The organism is Companilactobacillus sp. y65-5 (assembly GCF_057541095.1).
In genome coordinates this window covers 161,962-174,179 of record NZ_BAAJOA010000004.1, presented here as the reverse complement: position 1 = coordinate 174,179, position 12,218 = coordinate 161,962, and the positions used below count along the sequence as shown (strand labels likewise).

Annotated in this window: 14 protein-coding genes, 1 tRNA gene, 1 pseudogene and 1 other annotated feature; of the genes and pseudogenes, 2 read left to right on the top strand and 14 right to left on the bottom strand. The window is 36.2% G+C overall.

Translation table 11 applies throughout. The features are described from left to right. Window positions 1-8: 8 nt before the first annotated feature. The 5 genes from AC27FM_RS08905 to AC27FM_RS08885 all read right to left on the bottom strand — a co-directional run bounded on the left by AC27FM_RS08905 (window position 9) and on the right by AC27FM_RS08885 (window position 4,277). Window positions 9-353, bottom strand: a complete 345-nt coding sequence (locus AC27FM_RS08905) for a ribosomal-processing cysteine protease Prp (RefSeq protein WP_487087469.1) — start codon at window positions 351-353, stop codon at window positions 9-11. A gap of 2 nt (window positions 354-355) precedes the next feature. Next, complete coding sequence (rplU, locus tag AC27FM_RS08900; protein ID WP_487087467.1) at window positions 356-667, bottom strand: 50S ribosomal protein L21; 312 nt, start codon at window positions 665-667, stop codon at window positions 356-358. 10 nt (window positions 668-677) lie between these two features. Beyond that, window positions 678-744: a sequence feature (ribosomal protein L21 leader region), on the bottom strand. A 44-nt stretch (window positions 745-788) separates the two neighbouring features. Further along, window positions 789-2,384, bottom strand: coding sequence for a hypothetical protein (locus AC27FM_RS08895; protein WP_487087466.1), 1,596 nt, complete (start codon window positions 2,382-2,384; stop codon window positions 789-791). 90 nt (window positions 2,385-2,474) lie between these two features. Next, complete coding sequence (locus AC27FM_RS08890; protein ID WP_487087464.1) at window positions 2,475-2,738, bottom strand: hypothetical protein; 264 nt, start codon at window positions 2,736-2,738, stop codon at window positions 2,475-2,477. Between the two features lie 159 nt (window positions 2,739-2,897). After that, entirely contained in the window at window positions 2,898-4,277 is a 1,380-nt protein-coding gene (locus AC27FM_RS08885; RefSeq protein WP_487087463.1) for a carboxylesterase family protein, read from the bottom strand. Window positions 4,278-4,473: 196 nt separating this feature from the next. On the opposite strand from AC27FM_RS08885, the gene AC27FM_RS08880 reads away from it, so the two are divergent. Next, window positions 4,474-4,665 (top strand): hypothetical protein, encoded by a 192-nt coding sequence (locus AC27FM_RS08880; protein WP_487087461.1) that lies wholly within the window; start codon window positions 4,474-4,476, stop codon window positions 4,663-4,665. Between the two features lie 161 nt (window positions 4,666-4,826). After that, window positions 4,827-4,955: a hypothetical protein gene (locus tag AC27FM_RS08875; RefSeq protein WP_487087459.1), complete on the top strand. Its 129-nt coding sequence runs from the start codon at window positions 4,827-4,829 to the stop codon at window positions 4,953-4,955. A gap of 304 nt (window positions 4,956-5,259) precedes the next feature. Here AC27FM_RS08875 and AC27FM_RS08870 read toward each other — a convergent pair whose 3' ends face one another. From AC27FM_RS08870 to miaA, 9 genes and pseudogenes are all read right to left on the bottom strand, one after another. Further along, complete coding sequence (locus AC27FM_RS08870; protein WP_487087457.1) at window positions 5,260-6,516, bottom strand: RNA-guided endonuclease InsQ/TnpB family protein; 1,257 nt, start codon at window positions 6,514-6,516, stop codon at window positions 5,260-5,262. 404 nt (window positions 6,517-6,920) lie between these two features. Next, window positions 6,921-7,451: pseudogene (locus tag AC27FM_RS08865) on the bottom strand (phage scaffolding protein). A gap of 117 nt (window positions 7,452-7,568) precedes the next feature. Further along, the gene (locus AC27FM_RS08860; protein WP_487087455.1) at window positions 7,569-7,778 is read right to left on the bottom strand and encodes a Thoeris anti-defense Tad2 family protein; all 210 of its coding nucleotides are present in this window, start codon (window positions 7,776-7,778) and stop codon (window positions 7,569-7,571) included. A gap of 72 nt (window positions 7,779-7,850) precedes the next feature. After that, window positions 7,851-8,084 carry a hypothetical protein gene (locus tag AC27FM_RS08855; RefSeq protein ID WP_487087453.1) on the bottom strand — a complete coding sequence of 78 codons (234 nt, stop codon included), beginning with the start codon at window positions 8,082-8,084 and terminating at the stop codon, window positions 7,851-7,853. Next, window positions 8,077-9,150, bottom strand: a complete 1,074-nt coding sequence (locus AC27FM_RS08850; RefSeq protein ID WP_487087451.1) for a minor capsid protein — start codon at window positions 9,148-9,150, stop codon at window positions 8,077-8,079. Before AC27FM_RS08850 ends, AC27FM_RS08855 begins: the two co-directional genes overlap by 8 nt. A gap of 346 nt (window positions 9,151-9,496) precedes the next feature. Beyond that, a tRNA-Arg gene (locus AC27FM_RS08845) sits at window positions 9,497-9,570 on the bottom strand. Between the two features lie 145 nt (window positions 9,571-9,715). Further along, window positions 9,716-9,985, bottom strand: a complete 270-nt coding sequence (locus tag AC27FM_RS08840; protein ID WP_487087450.1) for a hypothetical protein — start codon at window positions 9,983-9,985, stop codon at window positions 9,716-9,718. A 54-nt stretch (window positions 9,986-10,039) separates the two neighbouring features. Continuing rightward, the gene (locus AC27FM_RS08835) at window positions 10,040-11,293 is read right to left on the bottom strand and encodes a methionine gamma-lyase family protein (protein ID WP_487087449.1); all 1,254 of its coding nucleotides are present in this window, start codon (window positions 11,291-11,293) and stop codon (window positions 10,040-10,042) included. Then, on the bottom strand, window positions 11,286-12,212 hold the full coding sequence (miaA, locus tag AC27FM_RS08830) for a tRNA (adenosine(37)-N6)-dimethylallyltransferase MiaA (RefSeq protein WP_487087447.1): 927 nt from the start codon (window positions 12,210-12,212) through the stop codon (window positions 11,286-11,288). The genes AC27FM_RS08835 and miaA overlap by 8 nt, the downstream gene beginning before the upstream one ends. Window positions 12,213-12,218: the final 6 nt, after the last annotated feature.

Sequence of the window (12,218 nt, the reverse complement as noted above, 5' to 3'; positions counted from 1 at the left end):
TTACCTCCTTAAGCAAGATCTATAAATTTATTTGTTGTTTGAACATTAATGTTCTCTGAATAACTATCTTGAATATCCTTAAGAATATAAAATAAGTTATCCAGTAATAAAGCTGCATCGTGTGATACCTCTTCGTTTAAGCGACAGCCTAAATGACCACCGTTGACCTCATCAATAACAACCTGAGGACTGGCCTTAGTAAGCTTCTCCAGATTGTTGATTGTTCCAATCGTTACTGCCGAAACAGCTGCGCAAACCAAATCTTGACCATAAGGTCCTGAGTCAGCATGCCCACTAATTAGAAACGAATCAATCTGTTGTTTATCATTCTGGTGAAAACTTGCTCTAATCATAATTAACCTTTGATACTGTCGATAAGTACCTTAGTATATGGTTGGCGGTGACCTGTCTTAGTATGTGAATGCTTCTTAGGTTTGTATTTGTAAGTAACAACTTTCTTGTCCTTACCTTGTTTTTCAACTTTACCTGTAACTGAAGCACCCTTTACTACAGGGTCTCCAACTTTAACACTGTCTCCGTCAGAAACAAGGATTACATCGTCAAATGTAACTGCGTCTCCTTCGTTAACATCAAGTTTTTCAATAAAGATTGAGTCGTTTTCTTCAACCTTATATTGCTTACCACCAGTTTTAATAATTGCGTACATAGTGTGTACACTCCTTTCTAAGACTCGCCAGTTAGGTGCCGAAGCTTAAACCTAATTTTGAGCGGTTGTAGATGCAATAGTGATTGCAACTTATAAAATATAGCAAATATCACAATCTTTTTCAACTGTTATAAACAATTTTTCTAATTGTCCATCGTCCTTTGTTCAATACGAGCCAACAAAGTATTAAAATTCCCAGCCCACTGATCAACAAAGATATCTTAGCTAACGTAGTATATTGATACTCAATTTTCACGATATTAGCGCCCGGTTGCGTATGAATTTTTATTGTTCCTCTCGCTGACATGGTCGTTGGTACAGTTTCATTATTGATTTGCGCATGACGTCCCTTATATGCCCAAACCGGCGTATCGATGACCGTTGACTTAGGACTGTAAAACTTGAATTCAAATGTATCTGGCGTCGTCTGTGTCCTAAGCTCTCTCTTTTCACCGCCTACTACAAACTTATTCAAATCCGACTTAGTTTGTCTGACACGTTGCGGCGCATGAACTAGAACTTGATTACTACTAGAACTATTGACGTTGAGTGATCCACCTTTCATACCATTAGCAGTGAAATAAAGTGGCACACAACTTAAAATGATCACCATCAAAAGTAAAAATAGCTTTGCTATCGAAGACTTATTGCGAACTATCTCAGTCAGGAGGTAGCTGACAACTTGCAATAACAAATAAATACAAATAATCCCAAAGCAGTACGAAAGTCGTGTAAGATCGACAACTTCAAATTTGCTCCAACTCACAAGATCGGTAGACAGCAACCCTGAAATGATAACTCCAAAAATTGACAGTTTGATGATCAGATTACTCTTGATAAAAAATAAGATAATCACTGCCAAGATGATAAATACTGCCGAAATAATCAAATATTTATTTTGATCACTACTGTAATAATTTGTTAAATCAAAGTTGCCAATCCTGACATATGCTGAATCAATCTTATCTTGATAAAAATCATTTTGTCCTAGCATTTGCTCTACCAACGGTAGTGTAAATCCTAAGGTCGAGATAAGTATCAGTAAACTTGATTCAAACAGAGTTAAAATAATCATCCCCCAGTGTTTCCAACTGTGAGTCTTCCTTGAAAAAATACTCAATAAGATCAAGCTGACTGATATCGCACTTAATCCTATCGCCATCCATGGTTTAGTGAATATGACCAGAATGATTCCAACAGTGAACACTGGCCAGTACTTAAACTCACCTGTGATTAGTTTGAATAAGCCACAAAAGACGATCGGTAACATTGACAATAATAAATAACTAGAAATTTGATTATCAAATACCAGACTAGCTCTTATTGACGACAAAGTATAAATAACCGAAAACAAAAATGACTGTAAAGTATTATCAAATAATTTTTGGCTGAAATAATATGCACTAATAAAAGTTATTAAATTGATGATGAAGAATATCACTAAATAATTGAACGTACCTCCACCCAATTGAAACAAGGCCCAAGTTGGAAGTAACGTTAGCCATGGCATAAACAAATTAACCGGGCTACCAGAGGAACCCCAGTAATCAAAATTAGTCGGAGAAACTAAAATGTTACCTAAACTTTTGATGCGTTCAACATCAAATAATAAATTCCAATTAGAATTCCCATGATTCATTAACAAAAACGTATAAAAAAAGCTTAAAATCACAAATATTGAGCCTAAAATCACTTTTTTCCATGTTGTGCTGGACATCCCGATACCTCACATAAAAATATACTTCTTAATTATACTAAAAAAGGATTGAGACAAAAAACTTTCTCAATCCTTAATCAATATTCAGTTTTAAATTGCCAATGATGATGCAAGCACCAAAGGACCAAAGATCAAAAAGATAAAGACAGCGACTGTAAATGAAAAAACAGTGTTGCCCTTTTTCCAGTCCAGTCTTCTAAGTATCTTAGTTATCAAGATTAATAAAGCGATCAACACAATCCCCGTAGCAATACCCACAGTATTGCTAAGCACGTTGAGTTGAGTTAATACAGAAACAATTAAATCGATGATTATAAATGCAACTGTTATAAAAAACGAATACTCCCTTTTCAAGCATCCCACCTCTAAAATCCTAAGAAATAACCTCAAATAGCATGAGATAGTTCTTAAACTTTAAGCACAACGGTGTTATTGTAAAATAAATTTTTTAACATTGCAATATTATTTTTTTGTAGCAACTTAAAGAAATCTCATTAACACGTATGAAAAACATTATAGCTTATAGTTTTGCCACGGCATGTTCTTGATCCACTGATGATTGATCATCGACGTGCTACTCAAATCATTCGGATCTAATTTCATAACTAATTGATTTTCATCAAACAAGGGCCATTCATATTTAATCTGATCATTATAAGGTTTATCACTCAAAATAAAATCAATAACTAATTGACGATAATATTCTCTATTTTTACGATACTCGATGTCCAAGTCCTGAGTTGGTGTATTCAAATATTCGATATTCCCGGCATGACGACCATCGAGAACTGTGAAGTAATTCCCGTAAACTTCCGCACCATTTTCAGATAAGAATTTTTGTGATCGATATGCTGGGAAGCTATACATTGCTTCGCTGATCAACTTAACTAGTGCTTCCTTCTGATCACCCTCAGCCGGTAACTGTCTAAGTATTACATCAGCATTTTTCCCAAACAAGTCCGGCACAACATTATTTTTTAATTTCGATAAGTTATATTTGTTCAACAGAGCCTGCTCATTACTTCCGGCACTGATCAACGACTGAAAGTCAGTCCGTTGAACCCGTTGTGCCAAAACACTCAACCAGTTGTCAGAAATCAAGTCATTATCAACGATGGGGCCAAACCAATTAGTCGCAATATGATCCCCAATCGTGTTTTTTTGAACCGTCAACAAGCCATCGTCGGTTAAATTCAATAAGTCCTTATCGCTGGAAATATTATTAGTTTTACAAAATCTCTCAATGACCATCTGTGAGGTTTCTAGATTCCTGATAGTTTGGAATGCTCCACTAAACAAAATAACTTTTTTGACCTTATCTAGCAATGAAGAGTTAGATGCCATCAATGCTGCGACCGACTTAGCTCCAGCTGATAGTCCGACTAGAATAATATTATTCACATCGCCACCAAATTTTACAGCATTGTCGATGACCCACTGAATACTCATTAACTGATCGGACAATCCAACATTAGTGTCACCACCAGATATATTTCCCCATCCAAAAAGCCCTAGACGATAGTTTGGCATGATATGGACTAATGGTTGTTCGTCCAGCCATGATAACTTTTTAACAGCGTTGCCACCGTGCAAAAATCTACCGCCGAAAAATTCGATTACTATCGGAAACTTGCCATCAACATCAGGTGTGGAAATATCCAAATTCAAACAGCTTTCACCAAAATGAATCTCATTATTTTTGAAAGCATTGTCTTGCATGGGTTGTGTCCCTGGACGAACTGCTAAATTAATTTTTTTAGGATCATCAATTTCGTATCGGTCAGCACGTTTGAATCTACGCGTATGTCCAAATGGTATCCCTAGGAAGTTCACATGATTGTGTTCTTCAAATCCTTGATATATGCCAGTTGTAGTTTCGATTATCTTCTTCATTCACAATCAACCCCCTGTTTTGGAATTATAAAATAATTTTATATTGTCTAACATTGTAGACTAATAGAAACTATTGAACAAGAATAGGTTTTCACTAAATCATTTTTATTTTTTTATTCAATTTAAAGTATGAACTTGTTTATTTTTTAGTCCATGTATATAATTTCTGAGTATATTTTTTAAGGGAGAAGGAAATATGGTTTTAACAGATGCACAGAAACGTGCTAATAAGAAATGGCACAAGAATAACCGCGAACGGGCAAACTACATTGCCATGCGCTCGTCAGCGCGTAGTTTCATTCGTAACAAATCTACCACAGATGATCTAGAGGAACTAGAACATATCATTAGTCAGAGAAAGAAACAATTGAATAATGATTCACTATAGACTATTTTTATAGTCTATTTTTTTATGACTGAAAACTCATCAACCTAGTGAATCTAAATTTTTGTATTATTATTTAAATTTGTTATACTCCTATTATCAATAGATGTTTAAACAACTATTGAATATCTTCTAAAATTTTTTGGTAAATTGGAGGTATGGCTATGAAATTTATTAAATGGATCAATTTAGTTTTCAATCCCCAAGAAAAAATAGAATTGTCTGTCCAAGAAAAAGAAATACTTTCTGAACTACAAAATGAGAATAAAGCATTTTTGTTCAGCAATAAATAATTATATAGAGTATAAAAAAAGGGCAACGCCGATAACCGATGTTGCCCTTGATTAGTGTCTAGGTGGACATGCGTTTACTTATACAGCAGTGTTTCGGGCTATACGTGGCCTCAAAATAGCCCCAAGAATCGTCACTTAATCGATACTCATCAACCACTCCCCACTAAAGTAGGAAGTTTGTGAGAATACCACTCAATAGCGGTACGACCACAATTAGCTTAGATACAGCGATCGCCCAATGGGTCTTACGTGCTAATTACCAAAGCCTTTTTAGTCCACAGGTTGCCGATGGACTGTTGTTTTTTTAAGCTGAGCCTTTAATTAAGATGTTTTGAGCGGCGTTATGATCACGAACATGAAATGTATCACAGTTAGGACACATCCACTCTCGGTCAGCTAGGGTAAGTTTGTTAGTTGTCTCAGTACCCATGATAAAACCACAAGCATGACATGTTTGTGTGGTATTCCTAGGATCAACCGTGACAAACTTTTTTCCGTAAAGGTCAGCTTTATAGCCAAGCATATCTAAGAATGTCCGCCAACCGACATCAGCGATACTCATCGCTAGAGCGTGATTTTTTAATAGGTTTTTACTTCTCAATTCTTCCGCAACGACTAAGTCGTGGTTCTTGACCAGTGCCGTTGAGGTTTGATGTAAGAAGTTTTTACGTTGATTGGCTATCTTGATATGAAGTGCGGCAACTACTCTACGTTGTTTCTGGTAGTTCTTAGAGCTGATCAGTTTGCGGTGTTCCTTTTTGGCTCTTGTGGCTTTTCTGGACAACTTCCGTTGCTCCCTAGCTAATTTACCTTTGATAGAACGATAGTAACGTGGATTAGCTATCACTTTACCGTTTGAATCAGTCAGGAAGTTGTCAGTATTCAAGTCGATTCCAATAGAAGACTTGCCTGAGTTTTTTGCAATGGTAACGAAAGGTTGTTCAGAAGCAAGTTGAAGTGAAACATAATAATGTTCGTTAGAGTCCATTGAGATCGTGACTGTACCGATATGAATAATATCAGCTTTTTTCCACAATTTAGTCGGCATACCACTAAAACGTACCCGTCCAATTTTAGGCAAGTGTATCCGACTTTTATCTAATAATCGGACACTACCCGTCAACATGTTGGATACTTTTACCTTTGTCGAATACAAGCATGAAGTTTGGTATTTTTGTTCAGTAGTTTTCTTATGAAAAACTGGTGTACCAGAACGATGCACCTTACAAAAAAGATTCCAAGCATCACGATAATTCTTGATCGCATTAGCTTTCATCAAACTGTCTAGATCACTATCGTTGAGCCAACCATGAATGTTTGATATTCCAGTGGAGGGTGTCTTCAATCTTTGTTCCAATGTTTCTATACGTTTTTGAACGACTTCAATTGGTATTTTGACTTGACGAAGGGCGAACAGTTCTTTGTTCATACCGTTCATTTCATTATAAATAAATCGGCTAGCGTCACTATTTCGTTTGATTAGTCGCTTCTGTGCAGTCGATGGAAAGATCCGCACTTTAACACCATAGTGATACGGAAGTTGTGCCATCGTTTTACTCATATCGCTTAACCTCCTTACTTGTATTTTATTATTATAATATATGAGTAATACCAAATCACGTCACACGCAAGATGTTGTAGAGCTGTATATCGAGAATCAAAAAAACGCCTCACGGCGTTAATTATCAAGCATTCATCTACCTGATTAAGATCAGGAGATTTTTGCCTCAATTTTTAATTAAAATAAATTGTTAGAAAAGTGATTATATTGAAAAATAGTATTGAAGTTAAAAATGATTCATCGTATATAGATGTTAATCAAGGAACCTATAACATGCGTGTAAGTATCCCCACCTTATCGCTGGCACCTAGATTATATTTCTACATTATTAGTTGTTAATATATTAACAGCACTCAAATAGCTTGTTGATATGTATCAGCATAATTAATTGTTGCCATTATTTATTACTCTCCTTTAAATATATTAGTTAGTGTTTGAACATCGTTCTTATCATTTGAACCATTGCCACCCTTAGGTTCATAACCGCCTTTTTGGCCTTCATCAAATAGATAACCATCAGACTCTTTTAAAGTTGTTAGCTGATCGTTTAGCCCTGTCAGTTCATCTTTATCATTGAGTTTAATGGTATTCATATCTAAAGGACCTTTGATGGCCTTAGTATTGCGAACCTTGGCACCAGTTAAGGCGGTATCGAGTGCTGAATTGAGTTTAGTCTGACCAAGTTGATCATTGAGTCGTTGAGTATCAGTTTTATATTTATCTTGTAAGTCAGTAAACTGTTTTGATAAATCCTCATTATCTGACACCTACTTTTTAAGTGATTTAATATCCTTGTCACGCTCTGTCATTTGAGTTTTTAACGACTCGTTCTCCGTCTTGATAGACTCAACATCACCAAGAGACTTCTTAGCATTCTCAATATCAGAGCCATTTTCGCTTATAATTTGGTTGATTTGTTCTTCTGATAAGTTCATCTGTTTCAAAAATTCTCGTTTCATTTTGTAACATCCTCTCTCGCTTTATTTACGTGGGGCGACCACCATCAAGGCAAAACAAAAAGCAGTTTTACGACTTGCCTAGGTCAATAATTTCTAAAATGTTTCCCATTCCTTACTAAATAGTTCAATATCGGTTTCTTTCCAAGGCACACGCCCAAGTCTTGATTCAACATACAAGTACGGTGCGGTCATTTCACTATTTAAATCTGGATAGCAAGCTCTAATTGCTACATCCTTTTTCCAATAAGGTAATCTCATGGCCTTACCTTTTTTAACCTCCTCAAACGCTTCTCCAAATGTCATATCTATATTCCTCCATAATTTTAGGTATAAAAATAGCACTCAACTTAATTGTTGGGTGCTTTTATTTATAAATTAATACCAGGCAATTGTATCTTCTTTGGGAAATTTATTATTTTCACCAAATTTCATAATTCTTGAATGTAAGTGATTGTAATACATCTTAGGGACGTCTCCTAGTATATCATCATCAATTTTGGTAGCTTGACGTTTTTTACTATATAAAATGGTGCCTTTATCTGAATCTTCAGCTTGATAAATATAAGTCACTATATCGTCCTTTTCACTGTCTAACCATAGTTTAATCATATACTCTTCCCTCCTTTATTAATTGATTCCGATAGTTGTAAATTTTATCAGTCTCTCTATGGGCTGTTTCATAAGTCAAACCATCATTCATTAAAATAGATTCATACAATTCATGTTCCAACATTATTATATCAGCATTTGTAATACTATTTCTACCGTTTGTTATTAAGTGTTGCCATGATTGTGACATATCATAATCTGGATCAAATTGTTGATATTTTCCATTATCAAAATAATGCTTATTAACAAATACATGATCAAATACTTCTGAAATAGCACTAACTGAATAGCCAGTATTCTTAGAAGCCATTCTAACTTGTGGTAACTTTTTACGATTAGTAAATTCTTCATACAATTTATAGGCTGACTTGTCATGATCTCCATAGGCTGGCTTAATATCCCAATCATGATTAACTGCACCTGATTTACTACCATTGGAATATTTCTTTTTCCAATCATCAAAAGACATATTATCAATACGTCTGCCCTTACCAGTCCCAGGATCCCGCATCCAACGGCTTTTAGATTTCAATAAACCTTCAATATATGGAACTGTTGTGTATCGACAACGCGGATGAAGTAGCGGAGCATTAGTGCCTGGCTTACGTTCACTAAGGTTAAATATTTCACCATCCATATGACCACAGACTACGCAAGTGTTAGATTCCAACGTGGCTAGGTATTTATACTGCTCAATACCAGATTCTTCATAAGCAGTAGCATATGCCTCTTCTGCCGCCTGAGCCATTTCAGTAATCACTAAACGATGAATATCATTACGGCGAATTCTCTGGAATCGTTCCTGCAACATATTAGACACCCGCTGTGTGCTATATCCTAAAACTGTGGCCTTCAACATCACATCCATCAGTGTATTAGGCAAGTCCTTTTGATAGGTCTGCCAAATACGTTCAGAAAAAATTTTACCGTCTTCTGCCCAAGGTTTTGATAAAATAACTCTTAATTCATCTTCATTGAAGTTAGCAAAGTCAGAAGTTAAGTTAACTGTTTCTATTTGTGTTAAATAAATATTATGCATGTATGTATCTTGGTATTGATCTATCAATGCCTGACTTAGTCCAGCTGTTTGTCTAACGGCAAAATTGGCAGTAATTGATTGTAGTTGTTTTTCTAATCCCTGTAGTCGAGCAACTCGACTTCTGAAATATAGTGTATGAAAATTTTTTAACGATACGAAACTAAAGGACGTAAAAAAATCACAACTAACGTGTTAAATAATTTAACTAAATCAAAAACAGGAAGCTAATTTCACATGTCTACTATCATAGATGCAAAATATCGTGCATATGTTTGCATACACTTTTACGAAAAAAATACCCGTAAATGTTGATTTAACAACATCTACGGGTATTAATTAATTCACTATACATATGGTTTACATATGCTATTAGTGTCACAGGTGAGATTCGAACTCACGACCTACGGTTTAGAAGACCGTTGCTCTATCCAACTGAGCCACTGTGACATCACTTGTTTTATTATAGAGAATGACTGAAAAAAATGCAATGGCAAAATTTAAAAAGTTTTATTTTTTTATTATTAAATACAATTTATCTGTTAAAGCCAGCAAAAAAGCCTCCAATTTAAGTAATTGAAGACTTCTGTGTTTATTACACGCTACGTAATTGCACCTGATCACCGTCAATTGGCAAGGATTTTTCGGCATCTTTAACCAAATCACGGATCAGATGGGAGTTCATTGGTGAAATCCCAAATATTTGTTTTTCAATTGTAGTGCTTAGAGACTCATCAAAACTGCGCATTACAATTGAAGATTGGTCTAACAAACTATTATTCACTAAGACCAAACTTCTATACGTATCTTTATCATATCGTTTATTAAACTCACCTATAAAATTCTTTAGAATTACACTTTGCATGATCTCACCTCATAAATCATTATACGAACATACGTTCTAATTGGCAAGACTATTTTAATAAAACAATTCTTTACAAGCATTAGAAATAGCAATTTTTACATGCTCATAAGTTAATCCACCTTGGATATAAATAATATACGGATCACGCATTGGTCCATCAGCTGAAAATTCAATACTTGCGCCTGAAACGAATGTACCTGCCGCCATCACTACTTGATCTTCATAACCGGACATCTCACTAGCCTCTGGAACCACATTAGAGTCGATAGGCGAAAATTGTTGAACTAATTTAGCAAATTTGACCATCTTATCTGGATCATTAAAGATAATCGTCTGTATCAAGTCAGTCCTATCATCGCTCCACTTAGGTGAAACATTCAGACCCATTTTTTCAAATAGTGCTGCCTCAAAAATTGCCCCTTTGATAGCGTTACCTGTCACTCTTGGAGCTAAAAAGAATCCTTGATACATTTCGTCCATACGATCGATCGTAGCACCTTCTGATGCCCCAATACCAGGGGCAGTCAATCGATAACTTGCTAACTCGACTAAATCTGACTTACCAACGATATAACCACCAGTTTTGGCTAATCCACCACCAGCATTCTTGATCAATGATCCTGCCATCAAGTCGGCCCCGACTTCTGTTGGTTCGATCGTCTCTGAGAACTCACCATAACAATTATCAACAAAAATAACTACCTCTGGTGAAACTGAGCGGACCTCTTTAATTATTTCGGCTATTTCAGCCACTGTTAGGCTCTTACGAGTCGAATAACCACGTGAACGTTGGATTGCAACCACCTTAGGGTTTTGCTCTCTAATCTTGTTTTTCATGGTTTCAAAGTCAACCTTATCACCGATCATGTCAACCGAATCAAATCCAATTTGATAATCGATCAGCGAACCTCGTTTATTTCCTGCTGTACCGATCACTTCTTGCATCGTGTCGTATGGTTCGCCTGTAACGTACAATAGATTATCCCCAGGTCTGAGGATCCCAAACAATGCCGTTGCTAACGTGTGTGTGCCAGAAAAAAATTGCGGTCTAACCAAAGCCGCTTCAGTTTTGAAAACATCAGAATAGACCGCTTCAAGTTGATCACGGCCACGATCATCATCCCCATAACCAGTCGTTCCCAACAAACTGCTCTCGTCAATGCTCTCTTCTCTGAAAGCCCTCAAGACTTTATCCTGATTATCTAATACTTGCTCATCTATCTCAGCAAGTTTACCCGCAATTTCATTATCAACTTGTTTGATTGCTTCCTTCAATTCAACTGGGAAATTCTCATTCCATCTAGCCATTATGCCCTCCTAAAAATTCCTTGATCCGATTTTCAACTTTTGTTTGATAATTCGGGTCATCACTAATATTATACCAATCCACATCCATTTGATTACGAAAATAAGTGAGTTGACGTTTTGCAAAATGTCTTGAGTTTTTTTTGATTTCATCCAGACATGACTCAAGTGTAGCCGTACCCTCAAAATATGGAAATAACTCCTTGTAGCCTATTCCATTCTTAGCCTGGGGTATTTTATCACGATTGTCATAAATCGGCCTCACTTCGTCTAACAAGCCCATTTCAACCATTCTATCCACTCGCTTGTTGATACGATCGTATAATTTGGCACGATCATCGGTTAATCCGATCAAATAAAAATCTGCCCACTGACTACCGTTATTTTGATCGATGATAGATTTCCCAGTCTCACGATGAACCTCAATCGCCCGTATAACACGTCTGGCGTTAGAAATATCAATTACATCAAGGACCTCAGGATCTTCTTCACGCAATATCTGAACCAAACCATCAATTCCAGATTCTCGTTCGACTTTCAGTAAATCAGTTCTTAATCCATCATTTCCTTCAGCATCCCCACCTAAGTGTAGATTCTGAATCAGGGAATTGAGATAAAAGCCGGTCCCACCAACTATGAAAGGATTTTTGCCAGTAGAAGATAGTTCCTCAACTACTTCTTTAGACCTTTGTTGAAAATCTTTGACCGTATAACGTTCAGTTACGTCACTGATATCGACCAGATGATGCTTAACAGCTGCTAATTCATCAGGACTGTCTTTGGCCGTCCCTATGTCTAATCCACGATAGATTTGCATAGAATCTCCGGAAATGATCTCACCGTTGAAATTTTGTGCTAATTTCAGACCAAGCGCACTCTTTCCAACAGCCGTTGGTCCTACCACTGCAACAATTTTTTTCAAAAAATC